This window comes from Alicyclobacillus vulcanalis, assembly GCF_900156755.1.
GTDB classification, from domain to species: domain Bacteria; phylum Bacillota; class Bacilli; order Alicyclobacillales; family Alicyclobacillaceae; genus Alicyclobacillus; species Alicyclobacillus vulcanalis.
In genome coordinates this window covers 173862-200079 of record NZ_FTOO01000003.1, presented here as the reverse complement: position 1 = coordinate 200079, position 26218 = coordinate 173862, and the positions used below count along the sequence as shown (strand labels likewise).

The following is a 26218-nucleotide window of genomic DNA, read 5'->3' as shown; positions in this document are numbered from 1 at the left end:
GCGACGGGGTATGGAGGGAAACTGCATGGGACGTCGAATGATGGAAATTAAACGTTGGGTTTTGAGAATTCCGATGTTCGTAGCACTCGGTGGGAAAGGAAGGCGGTCCTTTTGGTGAATGTTAAATCACTTGAGCAAATGGTGATGGAAGACGCAGCAATTCGGCGTCGGCAGCGATTGCAGCCGGTAGGCGGTAAAGGGGACAAAATATTTCCGTCCACGTATCCTGGTGAATTCCAGAACGATCCGCCCAAGCATGTGTTCGAGCGCCGCATGATTGAAGGAGAGGAGGTCTGGTGCGCGCTTGTCGACAGCGTCCAGTCGCAGGCCAATCGCATGGAGGAGGCCCTGCTGGAAGTCGTGCGCCAAGGCGGATTGCCCGTCCCTTATGTCGTCGTGGATTTCCGCGATCGCGGCCTTCTCGGTTTAACCGAGATCACGTCCCTTGAGGCGCCACACCGCATCTATGACGCCATTTTGCGTGACAGCTTACTGGACGGAAAACCTTTCATGGAGAGCGAGGTGGGTCTGCGACTTGCTCAGGCCAGTCCTTCCAACGCCACAGCGCTGCTCGAGACCTCGCCCACGGCGCTCGTCTTCGGGGCTTGGCACTCCACAGGGAGCGGCGGCGGTCTCGGTGCTAAGTTCGCGCGGTGCCTTACCTCCGAGATTGTCGCCATCCGCGTACCAGTAGAAGAGATTCCTCGTCGGGATGGCACTCTTGTGGTGCGCACAGCAGGCCGTCGCACGGGCAGCCGCATCGATCCGCTGGGCATTTTGCGAAAGGTCGAGGTGTACAAGAGCGATACGAACTGGGATGTCGTGCCGGATCGAGCGGGCAAGGGTGCAAAGAAGGTCCGGCCGTCGGAGATCAACCACGGCAATATCACCCCGTCGGTCAATCCGTTGGGCATCACCTGCGATCATCTCGAACACACCTTCGTGCTGAGCTTCGCAGGGCTGCGCCGCCTGCGCTTTGGAGGGGACGAACGGGATCGCGCTGGACGAGTCCTGCTCGCGGCACTGGGGCTCTTGGCAATGCTGGAACAGGACCGCCACGGGTACGCGCTTCGGTCGCGCTGCGATCTCGTCCCCGAACAACCAGCTCCTCTGGAGGTGGTCCACCCGGACGGATCGACGGAAACCCTGAAGCTGGATCTGCAAGGGGCTCGTGCGCTCTACGAGGAAACGTTCGCGCGGGCTGAGGCCGCAGGGTTCCGGATCAGGCGAGAGCCCATTCGCCTCGTGCCGCAGGACAAGCTCGTCGCCATCGTGATGGAGAGCCAGAAGTTGGCGCTGTCCGGCCAAGGTGGAGAGGCGGAGGAAGAGAAGTGACGCTCGTCTTGGAGATCGAATTTCTGTCGGGCAGCTCGGTTGCGGCGCTGCATCCAGACAGCGAGGCGCCCGACTGGCCGCCGCAACCAGACCGAGTGTTTTCCGCCCTCGTGGCGACCTGGGCGTATCGGGGGCAGCGGCCTGAGGAGCGGTTGGCGCTTGAATGGCTGGAGGCACTGGAGCCTCCTCGGATTGAGGCGACGAGCGCATTTCAACGCACCTCCTATGTGACCTATGTGCCGCCCAACGATAGGTCGGCGGTCAAAATGCGCCGTGCTTCTGACAACATCTCCGACTACAGGAGTCGCCAGCCGCGCCGGTTCATCACCGTGAGGCCCGTCTCTCCCACGGTCAGGCTGCTGTGGCATGGTGTGGGCGCGGATGGAGAGACGGAGAGATGGGTGTCGGCGCTTGATGCGCTCGCGCGGGACACGGCGTACGTGGGCCATTCTTCGAGTTTGACGCGTTGCCGGGTGTATTTGACGGATAAGCCCGTGCCCGATCACGCGCAGGAGCCTCTGCGCCGGGTGTATGCCGGGCGTATGGCCGAGCTGATTCGGTCGTTTGAGGCCGGCCGCCGTCCCCGGGTGGGGGAGTGGGTCCTTCCCAGAGCGAAGACTGCGACGCGCGGTGAGCCCGCCTCCTTGTTTTCGACCACTTGGCTTGTTCTCGAGCACGTCGGGGGACTGATGCCGGATATCCGTGCTGCTGCGTTGGTCTCCCAGGCCATTCGGGACCGCGTCGTCGAGGGCTATCGCGCGATAGGTGCGCCGGTCTCGGAAGTGGTGAGCGGCCGAACAGTCCACGGCGAGCCCGCCCACGAGGCTCACCTCGCCATCGTGCCTCTGCCGTTCGCCGGGTTTTCGCATGCGGATGGCCGCGTGTTGGGCTTTGCGCTTGTGCCGCCAAGGCAGGTGGATCTTTTGCGGAACGAAACTTGGCTTCGAGCGCTCCGGGCCATTTGTCCTGTCGATGAAAGGCGAGGGCGGCGCGTGTTGCGCGTCAAGCTCGACATGGGAGAGATGGAGCTCTCGCCGACCTTACAGCCGACAAAGCGCTCGCTCGATCCGGCCCTCTACGTCGCTTCGTCGAGCCGCATCTTCGCAACGGTGACGCCCATGGTGTTGAATCGCCATGTGAAGTCGGGACGAGCCCCAAGCGTGCTAGAGGTCATGGACGAAGTGGCCCGCGCGTGTGCGCATGTCGGCTTGCCGCGTTTGGAGGAGATACGCGTCGAGGGGCTGGACCGCCCGGTGCCGGTCGTTCTGGCAACCGACCACTCGGCCTTCGAAGGCGTGCCTTCGGTTCTCCGCTCCCGCAAGCGGCCAGCTTGGCTCCGATGGCAAGTCCCGCCTTATCTTCAAGGGCGGCCAATCACGCACGCCATCATCCAATTCGCGGAGCCCGTTTCGGGCCCTGTGATCCTCGGCGCGGGCCGGTACCTAGGGCTCGGACTCTGCCGACCCTTGCCGGATGGAGGTGAGTCGAGTGAGCACGCCCTTGGATCGCTCTGAGTTCGCTTCGTTTCTGCAGGAGGTCCATGGGTATCAGCCGTTTCCTTGGCAAGTTCGCCTGTTCGACCATCTCGTTGAGACCGGAGCGTGGCCGGAACTCCTGAAACTGCCGACGTCGTCCGGAAAGACGACCGTGATCGACATCGCGGTGTTTTACCTCGCTCTGGAGGCTGATGCGGGGGCGAACCGGCGGGCACCCATGCGTCTGGCGTTCATTGTCGACCGAAGGCTCGTGGTCGACGATGCCTATCAACATGCGAAACGCTTGGCGGAGAATCTGGAAGCGGCGGAGCCCGACTCCGTGTCCGCGCGCGTGGCGGCGAGGCTTCGGGAGCTGAGCGGCAGTTCGCATCCTCTCGTGGTTCGACGGTTGCGCGGAGGTGTGCCCCGCGAGGACGATTGGGCGCGCACGCCGATCCAGCCGACGGTGCTTTGTTCCACGGTGGATCAGGTGGGTTCGCGCCTCTTATTTCGCGGATACGGTGTTTCGGATGCGATGAAGCCCGTGCACGCAGGCCTCCTTGGCGCCGACTGTCACTTGTTCGTCGATGAGGCGCATTTGGCGGAACCGCTTCGGCAGACGCTGTCTTGGGTCGCCATGTACAACGGGCCGCGGTGGCGGACGGATACCACCATCAAGTTGCCATGGGGGTACACCATCATGACGGCGACGCCGCAACCGGGTGTGAATCAGGCCTTCGAGTTGGAGGACGAAGATTTCGAACACCCGATTTTAAGCGCCCGCTGGTCGGCGACAAAGCCCGTGCGATTGATAGAGCTCAAGAAGAAGACGGCCAGGGACAAGTCCGCGCCGGAAGAATCTTTGCAGGAGGCGGACGAGGCGGAGGAGAACCGGCGCGTGGAGGCGCTGATCGACGAATTTCGCACGGCGGCGCAGTATTTGCAGGCAAACGGTGTCCCCCGTCCGGCTATCGCCATTGTCGTGAATCGCGTGGGCCGGGCCCGCGCTGTCTTTGACGCGCTTCGCGCAGAGCTCGCCTCGGATGGCTGGACGCCGATGCTCTTGATGGGTCCCGCGCGTCCTCTGGATCGGGATGCATGGTTGACGGGCCAACTAGCGCCCATCCGCACGCGCCCATGGCCTGAACGGCGAGATCTCGAGCATCCAATAGCGATTGTCGCCACGCAGTGCATCGAAGTCGGCATCGACATCGATCTCGACGCCGTCATCACGGACGCTGCGCCCATCGACGCACTGAGGCAGCGGTTCGGGCGCTTGAACCGGGCTGGCCGACCCACGCCGTGCCTCGGCGCCATTGTGGCGACGCCCACGGACCTGTCTTCGAGGACGGACGATCCGGTCTACGGTGGTGCGATTGCAGAAGCGTGGGCGTATCTGAAGCGCCATGCGCAGGCGGGCCGCCGGGGGGAGGCGCCTACAGTCGACTTTGGCCTCGCGGCGTTTGAGAGCTTTGTCAAGGCCGATCCGGTTCCTGACGAGGCGCTCTCTCCCACAGAGGACGCGCCCGTGCTCATGCCGGCGCATGTGGACCTGCTCGCATGCACGAGTCCTGTGCCAGCCGCGGATCCGGAGGTCTCACTGTACTTGCACGGCCCGAAGCGGCAGCCGGACGCCGTCAGCGTCATCTGGCGAGCGGATATTCATAGGGTGCTTGGCCATCGCGCCGTGTTCGCGCTGCTTCAGTTGGTGTTGCCGAGATCGACGGAAGCCGTCGAGTTGCCCGTTTGGGCGGTCAAGATGTGGCTCCGACGGGGATCGAGCGCTGACGCCGACCTCGCGGATGTCGCATCCCAGATGGAGGACGAGGACTTGGATGCCGATCGCGCATCTTCGCGCGAAGTTTTCCGTTGGACGGGCAACGAAGATACCTCGGCATGGATTTCCGCAAACGACATTCGCCCGGGTGACACCATCGTGTTGCCTGCGAGCTACGGCGGGTTGGATGCGTACGGTTGGAACCCAGAGGAGACAGCGCCGGTGCGTGATCTCGGCTTGCAGGCGAACCTGCCGTTCCAAGGAAGCTATTTCACCGTGCGCGTGGCTCCTGGGCTTGTTGCCCAGGAGGACGAAGCGCGGCTTGCCGCCATCCTCGCTGAGGCGGAGGCTGGTGATTGGCGTGACGTGCGGGATGGGCTCCTTGAGCTCAAGCTCGACGACGACCTGAGAGCTAGCCTAATGAGGCTCGACGCGGCGCGCGGGCGCGTTCAGGCGTTCTTCGACATCTACGGCCGCGATGCACAAGGTCGCCCCATCGGCGTGGTGCTGGAAGCGCGCCGGGGTGTGGCAGCGGATGGCGTCGACGCGCTTTCGGCTGTTCCCGCGACGGAAGATGATCTGTTTGGGTCCATCACCGGCGTGCCGGTCGAGCTCGAGGCTCACTGCCAGGGCGTGGCAGAGGCGGCTCTGCGTTTCGCGCGGGCCGTGGGCCTGCCCGAGTCCATCCAACGCGATCTCGAGCTTGCCGGCCTCTTTCACGATTTCGGGAAGGCGGATCGTCGGTTTCAATCGTATTTGGCCTTTGGCGATCCGCTCGGCCCGGACATGGACGCCCCGCTCCTCGCCAAGTCTGGCAGACCGCTGCCCTATCATGTGCGTGCGGATGTCGGGCTGCCAGATCGCTGGCGACACGAGGCGCTGTCTGTGTCGCTTGCTCCGCGGCACCCGAGATTCCAAGAAGCGGGAGATCCGGAACTTGTCCTGTGGTTAGTTGGCACACACCACGGATACGGTCGCCCGTTCTTTCCGCACGACGATCCGGCTTCGTCCTCAGGCGAGCCGTACTCCCGAACGCTTTTCGGATATGCCGTGGAGATGGCACCTTCGGACGGGCCGCAGTCGCTCGCGTATGACTGGCACGGCGTCGATTGGGCTGGGTTGTACGAATTGCTGAAGGCGCGCTACGGCGTTTGGGGACTCGCGTATCTGGAAGCGGTATTGCGGCTTGCCGACCACAGGGTATCGGAGGAAGAGCAGAGGATGAGGGGGGTCACGCGTGACAGCTCACGAATTTCGACTTGAGGGCCTCGAACCCGACAATCCGCTTGCGTTCTTCGCGCTCCTCGGCCTCTTGCGCGCCTTGGAAGCTGCCGATCTCGACTGCGAGCCAAGCGAACGGCTGTATCCTCGCGTCCGGTGGGCGCCCGCGCCTCTGCGCCCGGTTCTTGTGGTCCGACGCAGTGCTACGGAAGACGAGATCGCAAAACGGGCCGTGGACGGGATCGCACAGCTGGCCAACCATCACGACTTCGGCGATCACGCGGATTTAAATTACACACAACAAGAGGCTCGCGTAATACTGAGTGAGGCAATCGCGAAGGCCGATCCGCATCAACGCTATCGGGCGGATCTCCTAGCCGCACTCATGAGTGACGGGGCGGTGGAGGGCAAGCGAAGCAAGAAATCGGAATCCCCGCGGATTGCGCCCACACCCGTGTGCCTATTGTTCGGGCAAGGTCATCAACACTTTCTGAAGCGCCTACGAGATGTGCCGCGATCAAGGACGCCGGACGAGCTGGAAGACAAAGGGCGCGTCGGTGCGGGGGAAGAGCCTGAACAGTACGTTCAGGAAACCATCTTTCGCCCTTGGCGGAGAGACGACACGATGTTGTCTTCGTTTCGCTGGGATCCCAACGAAATCGCACGATATGCACTCATGCCAGGAAACCCGACGGACCCCAAGTACAAGCTGGGGGCGCAGTACGGGGCCAACCGGCTTGCGGCCATCGGCATATCCGTGCTCAGTGGAGCACCGAGAAATCGGGCAGATCGCACTTGGTTGACGATCGTCGGAGGTCATTACGACAAAGATGGGTTTACACTCGCGTGGCCTATCTGGAGGGCTCCCGCGACTCTCGCGGCGATTCGCTTTATGCTTGCTCATCCGGGATTGCGCGACGGCCTGCGCCACATGGGCGTGGAACAGGTGATGGTTTCGCGGCGGATTCAAATCGAAAAGTACTTTAGTTTTACGCGAGCCCAGCCTCGCTTCGTAGAAGCGACCTGACGAGCGATAACGGCCAGAAATCAGCTGGGACGAGTGGGTTGAGTCAGATCTGCAAATACGACGAAATGGCCATCGGCGGTTTGTCCGTGAAGGCGCGGAAGACTGGCGGTGGCCTTTCTATTTGGGACTGAGGACGCTCAGAGGGGGGCGTCTAGCCCGGGTGGCGACTGTCTTGGCGGATCAACGCGCAAGGCGGTACAAACATCGGAAGTAGGTTTCGGGCTTCAAAGATGTGGCTTCAATAGGGCCGCCGACGATCTCGGCGGAACAACGGCAGTGACATCGCCTTTAAGAAAGGATCTCTGGCCCTTCAATAGGGCCGCCGACGATCTCGGCGGAACAACGACGATGTATCAGTTGCTTGAACTTCGTCGGATTGAGCTTCAATAGGGCCGCCGACGATCTCGGCGGAACAACTGGACAAGGCCTACGGGTAGGCACATGGTTTTTATTGCTTCAATAGGGCCGCCGACGATCTCGGCGGAACAACACCTTCGATGTCTGTACCTGTTGGCAGCTTTAGCAATGCTTCAATAGGGCCGCCGACGATCTCGGCGGAACAACCGGTCTTCGCCGCTCATGCGACGTCTGGGGTGACGCTTCAATAGGGCCGCCGACGATCTCGGCGGAACAACTCCATGTCATTGTTTGGGAATTCGCCGCAATTCTGCTTCAATAGGGCCGCCGACGATCTCGGCGGAACAACGGATTAGAGACTGATCAGCTTTACAGGGATCTTTAGGCTTCAATAGGGCCGCCGACGATCTCGGCGGAACAACCGGGATATGACGACCAAAACGCTTGTTGGTGTGCCGGGCTTCAATAGGGCCGCCGACGATCTCGGCGGAACAACTCCATCCTCTACAGCCCAGTCCTGGCGCGGGTTCTCGGCCGCAAAACGCGAACCTACCCGCGGCGCACCCTGCGCAGACTTTCCAACTACCCTCATCATAGCCTCTCACCTGCCAAAAATCCAGTCCCCGTGCGACTTTTTCAGATCGCGCGAACCCCCGGGGTTTTCGCCGACGATAGAGGTTCGCGCGCCCGCCGCCAACCCGGATCCATCCACTTCACACGTTTCGTACAGAATCGATGCAGGATTCTCTACAATTCGCGGCGAATCGGTACCCACATCTTGAGGATGTGCCTCGGTACCTGCAGCCGGTACCCGAATGTCGGGCCCGCCGCCGTGGTCGCAAGGTCGCAGAGGTAGAGGGATGGCAGTACCTTGCGCTCTACGGGCGCCGACACGCCGTTGCCGCTCGCGTCTGGCGATGTGCGGGCAGCAGCTCAGCGCGACATCGCTTCGGTCTCGAAGCTGGCGTCGCCATCGTTTCCAGGCTCTCCGCGCGCGCATTCACGCCGTGGGCATCTTGCCAAAGGCGGATCCACCGCCATTCCCGTCGGTCCCTCCTCGCCGCGCGGGGCTTCGCGCGATGGTCAGCTTGCCCCGAGGACGGCCCCATTCCGCACGAAAGGAGATGTTTCGCGACTCGCAGTTTTCCCAGCCAGCACACCTGTCACGTCCCACACGCGTCACGTCCGCGCCGCATGTTCGTGCGCCGGGCGCACCTGCGCATCTTCATCAACCAAGCGCTCATTTCGAACTGGGTAGGAGAGATGGCCTCATGGTTCTCATCGGTGTCCTTGTCGTGATCGTCGGATTCGCTCTCCGCGTCAATCCGCTGCTCGTGGTTACGGTCGCCGGGATCGTCACCGGTTTGCTCGCGCATGAGTCGCTCTATGCCATTCTGTCGCAGTTCGGCGCGGCCTTCGCGAAGGATCGGTACATGGCCGTCTTTGTCGCCACGCTGCCAGTCATTGGCCTGCTTGAGCGGCACGGGCTGCGAGAACAGGCCCAGCGGCTCGTGGCCAACATTCGCGCCGCCACGACAGGCCGCATCCTCAACGTCTACCTGTTCATCCGCGAAGCGGCGGCCGCACTCGGCCTCACCTCCATCGGCGGGCCCGCGCAGATGGTGCGCCCCGTCGTCGCGCCCATGGCCGAAGGCGCCGCCGAGGCCGCATACGGTCATGTGCCCGATCACGTCCGCGATCACATCCGCGCCCACGCCGCGGCGGTGGACAACGTCGGCCTCTTCTTCGGCGAGGACGTGTTCGTCGCCGTCGGCGCCGTGCTCCTCATGAAGGGCGTCTTCAATCAATTCCACATCCATAGCACGCCCATTCTCATGGGCCTTTGGGCGCTGCCGACGGCCATCGCGGTCTTCATCGTGCACAGCGTGCGCCTGTACTTGCTCGATCGGCGCCTGCGGCGCCTGCTGTCGAACGGGCCGACGGCTTCGTCCGCCCAGGGAGAGGGGGTTCACGCGTGATTCGCGTGCAGTACGTCTATGACTTCGTCGGCCTCATCCTCGTCCTGTCGAGCCTGTATACGTTCCGCGATCGCGCCAACCCGCGCCGCATGACCACAGGGCTCTTTTACTTGCTCTATGGCCTCGCGTTCATCCTGGCCGACGTGTTGCCTTCGTTCGTCCTCGGCCTCGTCGTGATCGCCATCGTCCTTCTCGCGGGCTTCGGCGGCGTGCGCACGGGCAGCTACCGCGAGGCGAGCCCGGTGGAACGCGAGGCGAGCCGCCAGAGGCTCGGAAATCGGCTGTTCATTCCCGCCGTACTCATCCCGCTTCTTACCGTCGCTGGCGTCGAAGGGCTCGGGCGCGTCCGTCTCGCGGGAACGGCTCTGCTCGATCCGGCCAACGTCACGCTGGTCGCGCTGGGCCTGGCCGCCGCCCTTGCGCTCATCGCCGCCTGGTTCATCACGCGGAGTTCGCCGGTAGCGTCCCTGCGCGAGGCGAGGCGGCTCATCGAGGCCATCGGCTGGGCCGCCGTCCTGCCTCAGATGCTGGCCGTGCTCGGCACCCTCTTCGCCTCGGCCGGCGTTGGCGACGTGATCGCGCGCATGGCCAATCGCGTCATTCCGCACCACTCGCTGTTTTGGGCGGTCTTTGCGTACTGCGTGGGCATGGCCGTCTTCACCATGATCATGGGCAACGCCTTTGCCGCGTTCCCCGTGATGACGGCCGGCATCGCCATTCCGCTCATCATCGGGCACTTCGGCGTCGATGCGGATCGGGTTGCCGCCATCGGGATGTTCGCGGGCTACTGCGGCACGCTGCTCACCCCCATGGCCGCCAACTTCAACATCGTGCCTGCGGCGCTCCTCGGGCTGCGGAGCCAGTACGCCGTCATTCGCGCGCAGTGGCCCACGGCTGTGATCATCCTCGCGGTCAATATTCTGCTCATGTACGCCGTCGCCAAGTGGTGAACTTCGAGGCGATCCCGGCCCTGCACGTGTGGGGACGGGATCGCGCTTGATCCACGACCTCCCTTCGCCTTTACATACTCTTCACAATCCCAACACGCGCACTTCACAAATGACGCGTAGCATGTGATGACGGAAAGGATCAATGTCGATTGAAACAATCGAGATGGATCCTGTCGCGATCGCGGCAAGTCATGAACCCGTCGCAGTCCAAACCTAGCCAAAAGGGGCGACTCGCGTGTCCGTCAATTCGAAGGTTCTCGAGGCCATGGACGAAAGTCGGCTGAACGGCTTCCACTGGAAGACGATGTTCACCGCCGGTATGGGATTCTTCACCGATGCGTATGACCTGTTCATCATCGGCACTGTCACCGCCATTTTGACGCCACTCTGGCATCTGTCCACCGCGCAATTGTCCATTTTGAATAGCACATCCCTCGCTGCGGCGGCGCTCGGAGCGCTGTTTTTCGGCAAGCTGATGGATCGGCTCGGCCGAAAGGCCATGTATGGGTTCGAGGTCATCATGCTGGCCGTGGGCGCCATTCTCTCCGCGTGTGCGCCGTCCTTCATCTGGCTCGTGATCTTCCGCTTCATCGTGGGCCTGGGCGTCGGCGGCGACTATCCGACGAGTTCGGTCATCATGACGGAATACTCCAACCGCAAAAACCGAGGCTTCATGGTGACCATGGTGTTCGCCATGCAGGGGCTTGGCCTGCTGGCCGGACCGCTTGTGGCGTCGATTCTCCTGTCGGTCGGCATTCCGCAAGACATCGCGTGGCGCATCATGCTGGCGCTTGGGGCCATTCCTGCGGCTTCCGTGATTTATCTGCGCCGCAAGATGCCGGAGTCGCCGCGCTACCTGATGGCTGTGAAACAGGACGCCGATGCGGCGGCAAACGCGGCCATGGAGCTTACCGGCAATGCCGTGCACACGCCCGTGGGTGGGGCGCAGCAGGCCGTGATCGCCAAGCAGTCCCTGTGGACGCGCAAGCACCTGTTCCGCCTGCTCGGCACGGCGGGCAGCTGGTTCCTGATTGACGTCGCCTTCTACGGCAACAGCGTCTCGTCCCAGCTCATTCTGAAGGCCCTGTTGCCTCACGCGCACCTGGTGACCACCACGCTCGTGGCGACGGGCATCTTCATGGTGGCGGCGCTGCCTGGCTACTTTGTGGCCGCCAACCTGATGGATAAGTGGGGCCGGAAGTTCATTCAGAGCCTCGGCTTTGTGGTGATGGGCGTGGCGTACGCCACCTTGTTCCTGGTGCCGACCATCGCGAAGCTGCCGCTCCTCTTCCTGGCGCTGTACGCGGTGAGCTACTTCTTCATCGAGTTCGGACCCAACACCACGACGTTCCTCGTGCCGTCGGAGGCGTTCCCCACCAACCTGCGCGGCACGGCGCACGGCATCTCGGCCGCGGCTGGCAAGGTGGGTGCGTTCTTGGGCGCGTTCGTGCTACCGGGCATTTTGAAGGCTGTTGGATTGAGCACCACCATGGGGATGTTGGCCGGTGTGGCGCTGCTTGGCGCGCTCTTGACCATCGTGGCGGTGCCTGAGATGAAGCAGCGCTCGCTCGAGGACAACGAAGAGATTCAGGTGGCGCCACACGCCAAAACGCACCAGAGCATCGTAGGCTGACTGGGGCGCTTGGCGCGCAGGCGCTCCCTGCCGGACCATCTCGGGAAACCGACGTGAGGTGAGGCGCGGTGCCCTACACTTTGGATGCGCCGGAGGATGCCCATTTGCGATGTCTCGCCGTCCTCAGCGAGCCCCAGCGGTTGCGCATTTTGCGGGCGCTGGCGGAAGGCGAGCACTCGGCCACGGCGCTCAGCGAGCGCTTGGGCCTTCGGCAGAACACCTTGTCTCATCACATGAGGCAGCTCCGCGAGTGCGATCTCGTCGAGGTTCGCCGCCATCCGGGCGACGAGCGCTTCGCCATCTACAGGCTGAATGGCCGCAAGCTGAAGCTGTTGTCCGCGCTGCTCGCGGATTGGGCAGCTTGTGCAGAGACCCCGTGAGGCCTCGGGCCACCGTCCATATGGGCGGTGGCCTTTTCCTCTTCTGCGGCGATTCGCACAATTTCCCCAGCGGTAGCATGCAAGGCTGCACAGCTGCACGCTGGCGCGCACGCGCCGCCCGACCGGGACCAAGTACGGCGCTCGGGGCCAACTTGACGGGCCATCGCCCCGTTGCCGCCTCGAGCCATTCGATTCTGGCGACGCGGCGGCGCGACGCGGTGCGTCAGCCTGCGGCGCGCACGCCCGGCCGCGATGGCGACTTTCGTTTGGTGACGACGCCGGTGAACGCCACCACGGCAAAAAGCAGCGCCGCAAACAGGGCGAGGCACACGTCCGCCGCCTGCGATCCCGTCTTCGCCATGACCCAGCCGAAGGCGTAGGGCAGCGTCGCGCCGCCGAGGCCAGCGAAGAAGGTGACCCAGCGCGTCACGAGCCCCGTCAGCGTGGGAAACGCGTGATTGGCGAAGACCAGGGTCACCACGTACATCCCCGACATGAAGATGCCCAACAGGAAACATTCGACGTACCCGACGGCGTGGCTGCGCGTGACGACCATGGCCACAAGCGTCGCGAGCGTGCCGAGCGAAGCCAGGAGGAGGTACGGGCGATACGGCAGCACGCGGGCGATCCAGCCCGTCGCCATGCGCCCGACCACCATCGCCGCCCAGAACGTGCTGACGGTGACGGATGCCGCGGTGGCCGAGACGCCGAAGTGCTGGACAAACACGGCCGGCAGGAAGTTGTTGACGCACGACTCCACGCCGACGTACACCAGGATGCAGACCATGAACAGCGCGAAGACGAGGGCGCCATCGCGCCGGCCGGTCAGGTGAATGGCGTCCGTGTGCGCGTCCTTTGGGCCGCCGGGATGGTCGGTGGCTTGCATCGGCGTGAATGCAGAAACCAGCGCGAGTGCCAAGGCAGCGGCGGCGACAAAGGCGAAGCTCGCGCGCCACGCGCCGTGTGCAATGCAAACGCTTGCGCCGAGCGGGCTCAGCACACATCCGAGGCCAAAGGCGGCCTCTGTGCGGCTCATGATCACCGCCCGCCGGCTCGGGAACCACTCGATGAGGGACGTCGAGACGGTGGCCTGCATGAGCGCCATGCCGGCGCCGCTGACCAATGAACAGGCGAGGTACGGGCCAGGGCGCAACCAGAGCGCGAGCCCTGCTTGAGCCAAGCCGGTCGACAGGCTCGATACCCAGATGGCCGTGCGATAGCCGAGGCGCCGAACGATCCACGCCGAGAGCGGCACGCCGATCCAGTAGCCGACGAATTGAAGGAAGACGAGATCGCTCCCGAACACGTAGCTGCGGTGAAGGCTGTGCAGCGCGATGGGCATGACAGCGCCGAAGACGACGGTGGCCATGCCATTCATCAGGTACAGGCCGCATGCGAGCCATACATATGCGGGCACGGCGGGTCCTCCTTCTGCTGTTTCACGGGATGGCCGCGTGTGGTACGGTGGGATTGAGGTGGCGCAACGATGGACCAGGATGATCGACGTGAAGAGTGGCTCGATATTTTTACTTCCGAAATGATTCCCTGTGGCACGGCGCCACGTTCTATGGTACACGAGCGGGGATGGTGGCACCAGACGTTTCACGCCTGGGTGGCCACAGGCCCAGGGCCCGAAGGGCGCCTGGTGGTTCAGCTGCGAGGGCCGGACAAAGACACCCACCCCTTGCGCTTCGACGTGAGCGCCGCCGGCCACCTTTCCTCGGGCGAGGCGCCGGAAGACGGCGTGCGGGAGCTGGAAGAAGAGCTCGGCCTGCGCATCTCCGCCGACAGGCTGCACAAACTCGGCGTCGTCGCCCACGAGGCGCGAATGGGCGCTGTCTGGGACCGCGAGTTCAACCATCTGTACGTGGCACTCGCTCCAGGGCTCTCGCTCGATGAGCTGAACCCAGCGCCCGACGAGATCGCGGGCATCTACGAGGTTTCGGTTGGCGACTTTTTCGATCTCGCCTTTCACCGCCGGGCGTCCGCGACCCTCTCGGGCTACCGCGTTTGGCCCGGCGGGCGCGCGACCGACACTCGCCTCGCCACGTGGCAGGACTTCGTGCCGAGATCGCGCGCCTACCTGGAGCTTCTGGCGCGCTTCCTTCTTGGCGCGGATTGACCGTCAGTCGACAAACGGGCCGTTGAAGATGGGGCGCTCGCCGACGGGCTCGCCGAACACCGCCACGAAGCGCAGCGCCTCCGAGGCTCGCACGGGCGTCGGCGCGAACGACTCGTCCTGCGCGCGATGCCATAGGAAGAGATCGCCCTTCTGCATGGGCAATTCCTCTTCGCCGAGATGGCCGGCGCCCTCGAGCACGAAGACGAACCCCTGGTGATGCGGCGGGGCCTCGAGCGTGTAGGACGCGCCGGGATCGAGCTCGAGGTCCTGGTACGTCATCGGCCGGTGCGTCTTCACGGGCGATCCGCCGCCCACAATCCACTTCCGCCGCACCCCCTGGGCCGGCTCGTCGACGGGCAGCGCCTCCGGCGGGATATCCTCATAGCCAGGCTCGATGCCCTTGTCGCGCCGAGGGAGGTTGATCCACAGTTGCAGGCCGCTGTCGATCCCGTCCGTGCCCGGCATCTCGGAGTGCACGATGCCACGGCCGGCCGTCACATGCTGCGCCCCGCCTGCGGGGATGACGCTCTGGTGGCCGGCGTTGTCCGCGTGTGCCACGGCGCCTCGCAGCACGTACGTGAGAATCTCGAAGCCCCGGTGCGGGTGATCGGGAAATCCGTCCGGGTGCTGGATGGAAAAGTGGTCGAGCAACAGAAACGGGTCGATGTACGGCGTGGTGCGCGACGGGAAGATGCGCGCGTGTTCATAGAACATGAGGGGCGCGCGATGCGCGCCAGGAAACTTCACCCATGCCACGTGAGCGCCTCCTTTCAGTGCGCTTCGCGCCCGGTGCCCAGTCCCTCCCGGAGCTTTTCCGCGATGCGAAGGAGCGCCTTCGTCGCGCCGGGCGACAGGCTGTAAAACTGCGCGAAGCCGTGAATCAAATCTTCGAAGTTCTCGATCTCGACCTTCACGCCCGCCTTCTCGAGCGCCTCCGCGTACAGCTTGCCGACGTCGCGCAGCGGGTCGTACTGTGCGGTCGCGATGTAGGCGGGAGGCAGGCCGGTCAGGTCGGGATACAAAACGGGCGAGAACCAGGGGTGCGTGAGTTCGTCGAGGCTGTTCAGATATTGATCTCGGAACCAGAGCATCATGCCGCCGGTCAGCAGATAGCCTTCCGCGTTTTCCAGGATGGATGCAGGTGGCTGTGCCGGATCGTAACCGGTCGACGGGTAAATCAGCAGTTGGAATGCGATGGCGGGGCCTTTGCGCTCCTTCGCCAGGATGCTCGTGACGGCGGCGAGATTGCCTCCGGCGCTGTCGCCGCCGACGGCGATGCGGCCGGGGTCGAGCTGGTAGGAACTCGCGCGATCCGCAATCCACTGCAGCGCGTCATAGGCGTCCTCGACGGCGGCGGGGAACTTGTGCTCCGGCGCCAAGCGGTAGTCGACGGAGAAGACCACGGCGCGGCCGTCCTTGGCGAGCACGCGGCAGACGGGATCGTGCGTTTCGATGTCGCCGACGACCCATCCTCCTCCGTGGTAGTACACGAGCGCCGGATAGGGAGGCTCGATGCCCTCGGGCCGGTACATGCGGATCTTGAGCGTGCGCCCGGGGAGCTCGGCCTCGATGTCGCGGACCTCCGCGACGGGCTCTTGCTTCACGGGCGGGAACATCGATTGTTGCGATCGGAACTGAGATGCGGAGAGGGTGCTGTAGTCGCGGGCAGGCATGCGGTTCAGCTGATCAAGCACCTGCTGAATGACGGGATCGAGCGGCACGTCAATCGCCTCCTCTGAACGATGGGACATACACTTACATTTTAACAGTGGGGCTGCGTGGAGGGAAACTGCGCTTTACCTCCACCACGGATAGAGGCGGCGGTTTCTGGAGGGCGGGCCTCTCGCGAAGGACAACAATCAGCCGCAATGGACCATTGACGCGCCACAGTCCGGGCGTATAATCGGAGCGAAGGCCATAGTGCAAACGTTTGCACACAGGCCTTCGAATAGAGTTGGTACGAAGGAGCGTGATGGCTGTGCGGTGGAAGGGCGCCGCGGGATTGGCGACGTCGGTCGTGATGTCGGCGGGGCTTCCGTTTGTGGCGTTTGGAAGCGGCCTAGCGACAAGCGGCCAACGCGCCGTGCTAGCGGCAGAGACGAACGCCACCGGTGCCACGAATGCCTCGGGAGCCGCTCAGGCCGGTACATCGTCGGACACCTACCAGGGCCAGGTCCAGATTGTGAGCGGGAACGGGTTCCGCGCCGGGGAGGCCGCGAAGGTGGTGCTCGCCGTGAGCGGCGTGACGCTCGATCCGTCGAGTTGGAAGATCACGCTTTCCAACGCGCAAAACGGCGTGATCGACGTGACACAGGACGCGGCGTTGCAGGGCTCAAGCACGATTGAACTGAACCTGCCCGGTGGCGAGGCGGGCGTGGGCGCCGGAACGTACACCGTCACCGTGGAGAGCGGCGGGGCGTCCGTCTCGACGCCAGCGGGTCAGGGCCTGGAGGTCGCGCCGTACACGACGGCGAGCACGGTGCAGTGGGATGGCATTTACACGTCGGACGATCCGACCTACGTGTCCGATCCCGACCCTGCACCGGGTGAAAACGTCACCATCAGTCTGAGGGCCTACAGCGGCAACCTGACCAAGGTGGTCTTGAACTGCTGGGACACGGCGCAGAACAAAGGCTTCCAGATCGACATGGTGCCGGGTAAAACGTTCGGGCCGTATCAGCTCTGGTCGGCCACCATCCCTGCGTCCCAAGGAGGGACAATTTACTACCGGTTTGATCTGTACGATGGCACGAGTTTTGCCTGCCTTTCCGGCGATGGGTTGCACACGTCCGACGACATCAACAACAACTTTCCACTGCCGGTGGGATCGGTGTCGCTTTCGACGTTGCAGGCGAACCCCGGGGATTCGGTGACCGTCTCCGATCCGGTCGGCGATTTCGCGGGAAGCCAAGCGCAGCCGAATCAGACGACGGTCTCCTTCGTGAACTCGTCGGGCGATACCGTCGCGACGGTGCAGGGCGAGAATCCGAGCTGGAACTCGGTGCAATTCACCGTGCCGCAGTCACTTCCGGATGGCCTGTATCGCGTCGAGATCGACACCGTGGCCAAAGACGCGGACGGCGCGGTCAATGTCGCCTTCCACCGGAGTGCAGAGCTCATCGTGGGGCCGCTGCCCGCCTGGATGCAGGCTTACGATCACGACTCCTACCAGGCGTTCTATCGCTCTCCGTTTGGGGCGGTGCCGACGGGCACACCCATCACGCTTCGCCTGCGGGCTCCGCGCAGCGTGACGAGCGCCACGCTGAGGCTTTGGGGCGCGGCGGGAAAGGCGGGGGAGACCGACCTTCCGATGCAACCGCTCGATGCGGCGCCGGACGAGATCGCAAGCGAGGCGGGCGTGGCGGACGCGAGCGACTACACGTGGTGGACCGTGACCATTCCTGCGTCGGACGTATCGGTGCCGGGGACGATGTGGTACCAATTTAAGACGGTCACGGACAGTGGACAGGTGGTCTACTACGACGACAACGGCGCCCAACTCGAAGGCGTGGGCCAGGTGGGCCTGTCTCCAGACGGACCAAGCTATCAGATCAGCGTGTACGAACAGGGCTTTCAGACGCCCGATTGGCTCAAGCACGCCGTGATTTACGAGATCATGCCGGATCGATTCTACAACGGCGATATCGCAACGGAAGAGAATCCGAACACGCAGAAGGGCATTTACGTCAACGCCGACGGCAGTGAATCGCTCGGGCCCATCCAGTTTCACCAGCAGTGGGACTCGCCTCCCGATGATCCGAACATCCCGCCCTCGTCCGACCCGAAGATCGAGGCGCTCCGTGGGAACGGCCAGTGGAACATCGACTTCTTTGGGGGCGATTTGAAGGGGATCGAGGACAAGCTGGACTATCTGAAAAGCCTCGGCGTCAACACGCTGTACCTCATGCCGGTCTTTGAGGCGGAGTCCAACCACAAGTATGACACGGCCGACTACTTCAAGATCGATCCGGGATTCGGCACGCTTCAGGACTGGTTGAACCTCGTGCGTGCCGCGCACGCGAAAGGATTCCACATCCTCCTGGATGGCGTGTTTGAAGACACTGGAAGCGACAGCGTCTACTTCAACAAGTTTGGCAACTTCCATTCGGAAGGCGCGTGGCAAGCGTATCTCAAGGGCGATCCGTCGCTCTCGCCGTACTACTCGTGGTACGAGTGGACGGGGAACTCGTCAAATCCTTACAACGGGTGGTTCTCCATTGACACGCTGCCTCTGACGAACACGTCCAATCCCGCGTACCAACAGTTCGTCTACGCGGGCGACGATTCGGTGGCGCGGTATTGGCTGCGCGAAGGTGCGGACGGATGGCGCCTCGACTCCGCGGACAACAGCAACTTCAACCCCGCCTGGTGGAGCGGATTTCGCCGCGCGGTCAAATCCATCGATCCCGACGCGGCCATCGTGGGCGAGATCTGGAACAACGCGACGAACGACAACGGCGTGGACTGGCTGACGGGATCGACCTTCGACAGCGTCATGAACTACCAGTTTAGAAACGCCGTGATCGACTTCTTCCGCGGCACGTACAACGACGGAAACGTCCAGCATCACGCGGTGGACGCTCAAGGGTTCAACCAAGAGCTGATGCGCCTGTACAGCGAGTATCCGCTTCCGTCGTTCTACGCCATGATGAACCTGGTCGATTCGCAGGACACGATGCGCATCCTGACCATCCTCGAGAACGCGCCCGAGCCTGGAAGCCTCTCGGCGCTCCAGCAGGACGAGTACCAACCATCGCCTGCGGATGAGGAGCTCGGCATCGAAAGGCTGAAGCTCGTCTCCGATTTCCAGTTTGCGTTCCCGGGCGATCCGACCGTGTTCTACGGCGATGAAGCCGGTCTCACCGGCTACTCAGATCCGCTCAATCGGCGCACGTATCCCTGGGATCACCAAAACCTCGAGCTTTTGAACCATTACCGCAAACTGGGCGCCATCCGCGACGCCAATCCAGTGCTGCAGACGGGGGACTTTCAACCTTTGTATGCTCAGGGGATGGTGTATGCGTTTGCGCGGACGATTCGCGACGGACACGACGTGTTCGGGAAGCCTGCGGACAATGCGACGGCCATCGTGGCGCTCAACAACGAGAACCAGGCGACGACCGTCACCCTGCCGGTGTCGAGCTGGATTCCGGACGGGACCGAGATGCTCGACGAGCTCACCGACCAGTGGTACACCGTGCAAAACGGCACCCTAACCGTTCAACTCGGGCCTTACCAGGGCGCCATCCTCGTCACGCCATCCTCTGCGCCCGTCGCGTACCTGCAGGAAGACGGCTCGCAGAACGAATTGGCGTGGACCCCCGTGCAAGGCGCGACAGGTTATCGCGTGTGGCGGCAAAACCCAGACGGCCATTGGGTTCCTGACGGACCGCTTTTGCCATCGACGGTTCTCAGCCTGCCCGTTGAACGCGGGGCGACGGCGCAGATGTTTGTCGTGCAAGCCGTGACGTCACCGGGCGACGCAGGGTCTGCCGGCATGTCCGCCTCGAGCGGATTTTCGCTCCCCGTCGACGTCCCGGCGCTACGCCTCAGCCCGCCTCAAGTGGCCGGCCGAGTGGCGGGAGACCACGTTGTGTTGTCGATCACGCCTGTGGTCGGCGCGACCCAGTACGTCGTCTACGAGGAGCAACCGGACGGATCTTACGAACCGGTCGCAGAGGTTCCTGCAGGGCCGAATGGGCAGGCGCAAGCAGATTCGGCAGGCGGTTCAGGCGCGCCGCACGGCGTCGTCCGCGTTCAGCTGTCCGCGCCCGACCCGGGAACTTCGCTGACCTTCAGGGTCGCTGCGCAAAACGACGATGGGCAGGCGGTGTCTGACCCGTTGACGGTGACGCTCGCGGGGAATCGCGTGATGCAAACGATGTCTGCGAGAAAACTTCCCTAAACTCTTGATCGCAAATAGATGAAAGCGTTATACTGATCGCGCAAACGTTTGCGCAATGAACACACAGAGGGGGTTATGATGGTGGCACGACGGAGGATGATGGTTTCGACGGGTCTCGCGGCGCTTGTCTTGGCGGGAGGAGCCGTGGTGGGCTGCGGCACGTCGGGGAATGGGCAGAGCGCCTCGCAAGCGGCATCGTCCAGTGCAAAGGGTGAAGCGAGCGCGATTCCGAAGGGGCAAACCATCACGGTCTGGTCTTGGCAAACCGGCCCTGAACTGCAGGACGTAAAGCAGATTGCGGCGCAGTGGGCGAAAGCGCACGGTGACAAGGTCATTGTGGTCGACCAGAGCTCAAATCCAAAGGGCTTCCAGTTCTACGCGACGGCTGCGCGCACCGGCAAGGGCCCCGATGTCGTGTTCGGCATGCCGCACGACAACAACGGCGTCTTTGCTGAGGAAGGCCTCATGTCCCCGGTGCCGGCCGGCGTGATCAACACGAGCCTGTACGCGCCCAACACCATTGACGCGGTCAAGGTGAATGGGACCATCTACTCGGTGCCTGTGTCTGTGCAGGTGGCGGCCGTCTACTACAACAAGAAGCTCGTGCCGCAGCCTCCCACCACGTGGGCACAATTCGCCAAGGATGCGACGGCGCACGGATTCATGTATGACCAGGCCAACCTCTACTTCGACTACGCGCTGATCGGCGGGTATGGCGGATACGTGTTCAAAGACACGAATGGCACGCTTGATCCGAACAACATCGGGCTGGATACACCCGGCGCCGTTCAGGCTTACACGCTCATGCGCGACATGGTGGCGAAATACCACTGGATGACGCCGAGCACGAACGGCTCCATCGCGAAGGCGGAGTTCTTGGCAGGCAAAATCGGCATGTACGTCAGTGGGCCGTGGGACACGGCGGATATCGAGAAGGCGAAGATCGACTTCGGCGTGACGCCGTGGCCGACGCTTCCCAACGGCAAACATGCCACGCCCTTTTTGGGCGTGATCACAGCGTTCGTCAACAAGGAGTCGAAGACGCAAGCGGCCGACTGGAGCCTTGTTCAAGCGCTGACGAGCGCCCAGGCGCAGGAGATGTACTTCCGCGATTCGCAACAGATCCCGGCGCTCCTGTCCGTGCAAAAGTCGGCGCCCGTGCAGTCGAGCCCGACCTTCAAGGCGTTTGTGGAACAGCTGCGCTACGCGGTGCCGATGCCCAACATCCCGCAGATGCAGGCCGTGTGGCAGGCCATGAGCATCCTGCAGAACATCATTGGGGGCAAGGTCTCGCCGGAGCAAGGCGGCAAGGACTTCGTCCAGAACGTGCAGAAAGGCATCATGGCGCAGGGATCCTGAACCCGGCAGGGTTTGTGAAGGGGCCGGCCTGTGGCTGGCTCCTTTCCTTACTAGGGGGTAAGCGTATGGCAACAGCCGTGGAGATGAGCATGTCTCGCCGCGCGGCGCGCACCAAGCGCCGGATCGACTGGGTCGCATATGGATACCTGACACCCGCGCTCGTCACCATCTGCGTGCTGAGCATCTTGCCCATCTTGTACACAATTTACATTTCATTCACAGACTTTAATCAGATGCACTTCTTGTCGTATCAATTTGTCGGCTTCAAAAACTACGAGGAACTGCTCAACCCGCACGATCCTCTGTCCAACCTGTTCTTGCCGACGTTCGTCTGGACCTTGGTGTACGCGCTTTGCACGACGGTGCTCGCGTATCTCGCCGGCCTCGTTCTCGCCGTGCTCCTGAACAACAAGCACATGCGCGAGCGCACACTCTATCGCACGCTGCTCATCGTCCCATGGGCCGTGCCCAACCTGATCTCGATGTTGGCGTGGCAGGGGCTGCTCAACGACCAGTACGGCCAGATCAACGCGCTTTTGCACGGCGTCTTTGGCCTGCCGCGCATTCCTTGGTTGACCAGCGCGCTGTGGGCTCGCGTCGCGGTGATCATGGTCAACGTGTGGGCCGGCTTCCCTTATATGATGACGGTCTGCCTCGGGGCCCTGCAGTCGATCCCGACCGATCAGTACGAGGCGGCCGAGATCGACGGGGCCAACTGGTGGCAACAGTTCCGATACGTGACCATGCCGTCCGTGTGGAGGATCTCACTGCCGCTCTTGATACCGTCTTTCTCTTTCAACTTCAATAACTTCAACGCATCCTACCTGCTGACGGGCGGCGGACCACCCAATTCCAACAACCCGTTTTTGGGACAGACGGACATCCTGGCGACGGCGGCCTACAAGATGACACTCACCTTCAATCGGTACGATCTCGGCGCCACCATTTCCGTGCTGCTGTTTATCCTCGTCGCCTTCATCAGTTGGCTGCAAATGCGTTACACGGGTGCGTTCAAGGAGGTGGATGCGTGATGTCCGTGGCTCACGAAAGCATGGCCGCCTCTGCGCGCCGATCCCGCCCCGCCCGGGCCGTCAAAAAGTCGATGCAGCCCGGCGAACGGGTGGCGCTCTGGGTATCGCGGGTCGTCATCTGGTGCGTGATCGTCATGGTGCTGTTGCCCATGTGGTTCGTCGTGATCGCGTCGTTCAACCCGTCCAACTCGTACATCTCGTTTTCCCTGTTTCCGTCCAACGCGTCGTTCGCCAACTACCGGGCCCTGTTCCAAGGCGGCCAATTCTGGATCTGGGTCCGCAACAGCCTGCTCGTCGGCGTCGTCGTGGCCGTCGTTCAGTCGCTCATCACGGCGATGTCGGCCTTCGCCTTCGCCAAGCTGCGATTCTACGGTCGCAAGTACGGCCTCATGGCGCTGTTGTTGCTGCAGATGTTCCCGAACATCCTCGCGATCGCGGCGTTCTACACCGCGCTCGCCAAGCTGAACATGATCGACATGCTCAGCTCGTACATGCTTGTCATGCTCGGGACGAGCGCGTTCAACATCTGGCTGTTGAAAGGGTACATGGACTCTATTCCGAAGGAATTGGATGAGGCGGCGGTCATCGACGGCACGAGCACGTGGCAGCGATTCATCCACGTCACGCTGCCCTTGGCCACGCCCATGATGGTCGTGATCTTCTTTCTCACGCTCGTCGGGATCTTCAGCGAATACATGTTCGCAGGCACCATCCTGCAGTCCCCATGGAATTACACATTGGGCGTCGGGATGTACAATTTGATCAGCGGACAATTCGCGAAGAACTGGGGAGAATTCGCTGCAGCCGCTCTGCTGTCGGCCGTGCCCCTCGCCATCGTGTTTGCCTTCGCTCAGCGCTATTTGACGAAGGGGTTGGTGGCGGGATCGGTCAAAGGCTGACGTCGTTTGGAAGGGGGGAACGTGGTGGCCACCATCAAGGACGTTGCGCGACTGGCCAAGGTGTCTCCATCCACCGTGTCCCGCGTGCTCGCCAACTCGCCGCGGATTTCAGAAGAGACCAAGCGCAAGGTGCGCGCCGCGCTCGAGCAACTGAACTACCATCCCAACGCCTTTGCGCGCGGGCTCGTGACCAATTCAACCGGCGCCATCGGCATCTTGATCCCGCCCTCCGCCGAGGAGTTTTTTGTCAACCCCTTTTTCGCCGAGTGGATGGCGGGCGTGGCCGAGGTCGCTCGCCAGCGCGGCGTCGATACCGTGCTGTCCACTTCCGCCCGCAGCGAGGTCGAGACGCTCGATCACATGGTGCGCGGCCGGCGCGTGGACGGCGTCCTGCTCATCGGCGCGCGGCGGGGCGATCCCGTCCTGCAGGAAGTGGTGAAACTCGGCTGTCCAGCGGTCCTGCTCGGGCGACCGGCGGACGCCACGGCCATCAGCTGGGTGAACAATGACAACCGCCGAGCGGCCTACGACGCGACCGTCCACCTCCTGAAGCTCGGGCATCGCCGCATCGGCTTTCTCGGCGGCGCCTCGGATCTCGTCGTCACCATCGATCGCGTTTCGGGCTACCGCCAGGCTCTCCTCGACTACGGCGTGGAGCCCGATCCTAGGCTCGAGGTATCGAGTTTTTTCCTTGAGCAAGGGGGCTATCTCGGAATGATGCGCCTGCTCGCCATTCCGGATCGGCCGACCGCCGTGCTGTGTGCGGACGACGTGCTCGCCTTCGGCGGCATGCGCGCGGCGCACGAACTTGGCTTCGACGTGCCGGGCGATCTCGCCATTGTCGGGTTCAACGACATTCGCCTCGCGGAGCTTGCCCATCCGGCGCTCACCAGCGTGCGCGTCCACATGCACGAGCTCGGGGTGCGCTCCGCACTGCTTTTGCTCGAGGAGATCGAACGGGGCAAGCCCCTCCATCGGCAGGTGGTCGTCGGCCACGAGCTTGTGGTTCGGTACTCGTGTGGCGCCAAGCCAATGGGATCACTCGCGCTCTCATGAAACGGGGGACAGGTCTGTGACGCTCGTATGGCAACACCGCTTTGGCTCGGATGTGTACCCGCTCGATGAGCGGACACTCGCGCTCGTGATGCGCATCGCGCGGTGTGCGCACGCGCGCGCTGTGCGCGTGCACGTCGCCGACAGGTATGAGCCGGCATTTCAGGCTGTGCATGCGATGGAGACTTGCGGAACGGACGGAACGTGGGACGTTTTCGCCTGCGACGTCGCTGTGCCGACGCGACGCCTCCAATACGCATTTGAGGTCCAGCTCGCTTCGGGCCACACGGCCTACGTCGGCGAGACGGGCACTGCGTCGAGCCTTCAGGAGGTTCGGCCCTTTCACTACCCGTACATTCATGCGTCCCGCGTGCTGACCGTGCCTGACTGGGCGGCGCAGAGTGTCGCCTATCAGATTTTCCCGGACCGGTTCGCCATCGGCGGCCGCCCACTGGTCGAACCCTCCGATCCCTGGCATGCGCGTCCGACCCCGACGAGCGTTTTCGGAGGCAACCTGCGCGGCATCACGGAAAAGCTGCCGTATCTTCGCGATCTCGGCGTGAATCTCGTCTACCTGACGCCCATTTTCCAGGCGCCGTCGAATCACAAGTACGACACGGAGGATTACTTCGCCATCGACCCAGCTTTCGGTACCTTCGACGACCTGCAGGCCCTTGTGCAAACGGCGCACCTCCTTGGCATTCGCATCGTCCTCGACGCCGTGTTCAATCACGCGGGTTTCAACTTCGCGCCGTTTCAGGACGTCGTGCGTCGCGGCCGCGCGTCCCCGTACGCCTCGTGGTTCTTCCTACACGGAGACCGAGTGGATGTCCAACAGGTCAACTACGAGACGTTTGCCACCAGGCTGCGCGAAATGCCCAAGCTCAACCTGGCGGAGCCGGCCGCAGCGGAGTACTTCCTGCAGGTCGCACGCCACTATGTGCTCGAGTGCGACATCGACGGCTGGCGCTTCGACGTCGCCAACGAGATCGATCCGTCCTTTTGGCCCCGGCTTCGCGCCGAGCTCCGCGCCATCAAGCCGGACATCCTGCTCATCGGGGAAATCTGGCACGACAGCTTGCCGTGGCTCATGGGATACGCCTTCGACGGCGTCATGAACTATCCCCTTCGGGACCTCATCCTGCGCTATGCCATCGACGAGTCGCTGGACGAGGCAGGCTTCGCACAAGCTTGGGTGCGCCTGTTCCTGCAGTATCCTCGGCCCGCGTGGCGCGCGATGTGGAACTTGCTTGGCAGCCACGATACAGAGCGGATCCTGACGCGCGCGCAAGGGGATGTCTCGAAGGTCGGCCTGGCGCTCGCGCTGACCTTCACGCTTCCCGGGATTCCCATGGTGTACTACGGCGACGAGATCGGCATGGAAGGCGAGGGAGACCCGGACTGCCGAAGGGGGATGGTGTGGGATGAAGGCGCATGGCATCGCGACTTGCGAGACGCGGTGCGCCGGTTGGCTCGCCTGAAGGCTTCGCACGCCGCGCTTGCGGCGGAAAGGACGGTCATTCTGCGCGCGGAACCAGGTGTGCTCCATTACGTTCGCGGCACGCCGCAGGGCCCGCAGATTCACGTCGCCATCTGCGCGGGAGAAAACACGGTGCCGCACGAGGGGGCGCCGCTCTTCGCTTGGGCGTCGACGTCACGGGCATCGGGTGACGCGCGAAGACTCGTCATTTGGGAAAGCGATAGATAGGGGTGTG

At 63.1% G+C, this 26218-nt stretch carries 18 protein-coding genes and 1 CRISPR repeat array; of the genes, 15 read left to right on the top strand and 3 right to left on the bottom strand.

Annotated elements, in window-relative coordinates:
* The first annotated feature begins 114 nt into the window (after nt 1–114).
* The 8 genes from cas7g to BW934_RS05130 all read left to right on the top strand — a co-directional run bounded on the left by cas7g (nt 115) and on the right by BW934_RS05130 (nt 12134).
* On the top strand, nt 115–1335 hold the full coding sequence (gene cas7g, locus BW934_RS05165) for a type I-G CRISPR-associated RAMP protein Csb1/Cas7g (protein WP_234969578.1): 1221 nt from the start codon (nt 115–117) through the stop codon (nt 1333–1335).
* Nucleotides 1332–2849 (top strand): type I-G CRISPR-associated protein Csb2, encoded by a 1518-nt coding sequence (csb2, locus tag BW934_RS05160; RefSeq protein WP_076345786.1) that lies wholly within the window; start codon nt 1332–1334, stop codon nt 2847–2849. Before cas7g ends, csb2 begins: the two co-directional genes overlap by 4 nt.
* Nucleotides 2824–5850 carry a type I-G CRISPR-associated helicase/endonuclease Cas3g gene (gene cas3g, locus BW934_RS05155; RefSeq protein WP_076345784.1) on the top strand — a complete coding sequence of 1009 codons (3027 nt, stop codon included), beginning with the start codon at nt 2824–2826 and terminating at the stop codon, nt 5848–5850. Before csb2 ends, cas3g begins: the two co-directional genes overlap by 26 nt.
* The gene (locus BW934_RS05150) at nt 5825–6835 is read left to right on the top strand and encodes a type I-G CRISPR-associated protein, Cas3-extension family (RefSeq protein ID WP_076345782.1); all 1011 of its coding nucleotides are present in this window, start codon (nt 5825–5827) and stop codon (nt 6833–6835) included. Before cas3g ends, BW934_RS05150 begins: the two co-directional genes overlap by 26 nt.
* A 235-nt stretch (nt 6836–7070) precedes the next feature.
* Nucleotides 7071–7688: a CRISPR direct-repeat array (repeat unit 37 nt; unit sequence GCTTCAATAGGGCCGCCGACGATCTCGGCGGAACAAC).
* Between the two features lie 775 nt (nt 7689–8463).
* On the top strand, nt 8464–9171 hold the full coding sequence (locus BW934_RS05145) for a DUF969 domain-containing protein (protein ID WP_076345780.1): 708 nt from the start codon (nt 8464–8466) through the stop codon (nt 9169–9171).
* Nucleotides 9168–10121 (top strand): DUF979 domain-containing protein, encoded by a 954-nt coding sequence (locus tag BW934_RS05140; protein WP_076345778.1) that lies wholly within the window; start codon nt 9168–9170, stop codon nt 10119–10121. Before BW934_RS05145 ends, BW934_RS05140 begins: the two co-directional genes overlap by 4 nt.
* 235 nt (nt 10122–10356) lie before the next feature.
* Nucleotides 10357–11754 (top strand): MFS transporter, encoded by a 1398-nt coding sequence (locus tag BW934_RS05135; RefSeq protein ID WP_084182495.1) that lies wholly within the window; start codon nt 10357–10359, stop codon nt 11752–11754.
* 68 nt (nt 11755–11822) lie between these two features.
* Complete coding sequence (locus BW934_RS05130) at nt 11823–12134, top strand: ArsR/SmtB family transcription factor (RefSeq protein WP_076345776.1); 312 nt, start codon at nt 11823–11825, stop codon at nt 12132–12134.
* Nucleotides 12135–12357: 223 nt separating this feature from the next.
* On the opposite strand, the gene BW934_RS05125 is transcribed toward BW934_RS05130, so the two are convergent.
* The gene (locus BW934_RS05125; RefSeq protein WP_234969576.1) at nt 12358–13551 is read right to left on the bottom strand and encodes an MFS transporter; all 1194 of its coding nucleotides are present in this window, start codon (nt 13549–13551) and stop codon (nt 12358–12360) included.
* Between the two features lie 69 nt (nt 13552–13620).
* Between BW934_RS05125 and BW934_RS05120 the strand changes: the two genes are divergently transcribed.
* Entirely contained in the window at nt 13621–14256 is a 636-nt protein-coding gene (locus BW934_RS05120; RefSeq protein WP_076345774.1) for an NUDIX hydrolase, read from the top strand.
* A 3-nt stretch (nt 14257–14259) separates the two neighbouring features.
* Here the strand turns inward: BW934_RS05120 and BW934_RS05115 are convergent, their stop codons facing one another.
* Together BW934_RS05115 and BW934_RS05110 are read right to left on the bottom strand one after the other, a co-directional pair.
* The gene (locus tag BW934_RS05115; protein WP_076345772.1) at nt 14260–15012 is read right to left on the bottom strand and encodes a pirin family protein; all 753 of its coding nucleotides are present in this window, start codon (nt 15010–15012) and stop codon (nt 14260–14262) included.
* Between the two features lie 14 nt (nt 15013–15026).
* On the bottom strand, nt 15027–15977 hold the full coding sequence (locus BW934_RS05110) for an alpha/beta hydrolase (protein ID WP_076345770.1): 951 nt from the start codon (nt 15975–15977) through the stop codon (nt 15027–15029).
* Between the two features lie 251 nt (nt 15978–16228).
* Between BW934_RS05110 and BW934_RS05105 the strand changes: the two genes are divergently transcribed.
* The 6 genes from BW934_RS05105 to BW934_RS05080 all read left to right on the top strand — a co-directional run bounded on the left by BW934_RS05105 (nt 16229) and on the right by BW934_RS05080 (nt 26211).
* Nucleotides 16229–20161, top strand: coding sequence for a glycoside hydrolase family 13 protein (locus BW934_RS05105; RefSeq protein ID WP_234969575.1), 3933 nt, complete (start codon nt 16229–16231; stop codon nt 20159–20161).
* A gap of 81 nt (nt 20162–20242) precedes the next feature.
* A complete protein-coding gene (locus BW934_RS05100) occupies nt 20243–21520 on the top strand; it encodes an extracellular solute-binding protein (RefSeq protein WP_407639945.1) in 1278 nt (425 codons plus the stop codon).
* Between the two features lie 65 nt (nt 21521–21585).
* A complete protein-coding gene (locus tag BW934_RS05095; RefSeq protein ID WP_084182491.1) occupies nt 21586–22551 on the top strand; it encodes a carbohydrate ABC transporter permease in 966 nt (321 codons plus the stop codon).
* Nucleotides 22551–23450, top strand: coding sequence for a sugar ABC transporter permease (locus BW934_RS05090; RefSeq protein WP_084182508.1), 900 nt, complete (start codon nt 22551–22553; stop codon nt 23448–23450). The genes BW934_RS05095 and BW934_RS05090 overlap by 1 nt, the downstream gene beginning before the upstream one ends.
* 24 nt (nt 23451–23474) lie before the next feature.
* The gene (locus BW934_RS05085; RefSeq protein WP_076345766.1) at nt 23475–24506 is read left to right on the top strand and encodes a LacI family DNA-binding transcriptional regulator; all 1032 of its coding nucleotides are present in this window, start codon (nt 23475–23477) and stop codon (nt 24504–24506) included.
* Nucleotides 24507–24522: 16 nt separating this feature from the next.
* The gene (locus BW934_RS05080) at nt 24523–26211 is read left to right on the top strand and encodes a glycoside hydrolase family 13 protein (RefSeq protein WP_076345764.1); all 1689 of its coding nucleotides are present in this window, start codon (nt 24523–24525) and stop codon (nt 26209–26211) included.
* Nucleotides 26212–26218 lie beyond the last annotated feature (7 nt).

Bases quoted from the DNA above. Each gene is read 5' to 3' on its own strand.
- BW934_RS05145 (WP_076345780.1), top strand. From the start codon at position 8,464: ATGGTTCTCATCGGTGTCCTTGTCGTGATCGTCGGATTCGCTCTCCGC.
- BW934_RS05120 (WP_076345774.1), top strand. From the start codon at position 13,621: ATGGACCAGGATGATCGACGTGAAGAGTGGCTCGATATTTTTACTTCC.
- BW934_RS05105 (WP_234969575.1), top strand. From the start codon at position 16,229: ATGGCTGTGCGGTGGAAGGGCGCCGCGGGATTGGCGACGTCGGTCGTG.
- BW934_RS05095 (WP_084182491.1), top strand. From the start codon at position 21,586: ATGGCAACAGCCGTGGAGATGAGCATGTCTCGCCGCGCGGCGCGCACC.
- BW934_RS05090 (WP_084182508.1), top strand. From the start codon at position 22,551: ATGTCCGTGGCTCACGAAAGCATGGCCGCCTCTGCGCGCCGATCCCGC.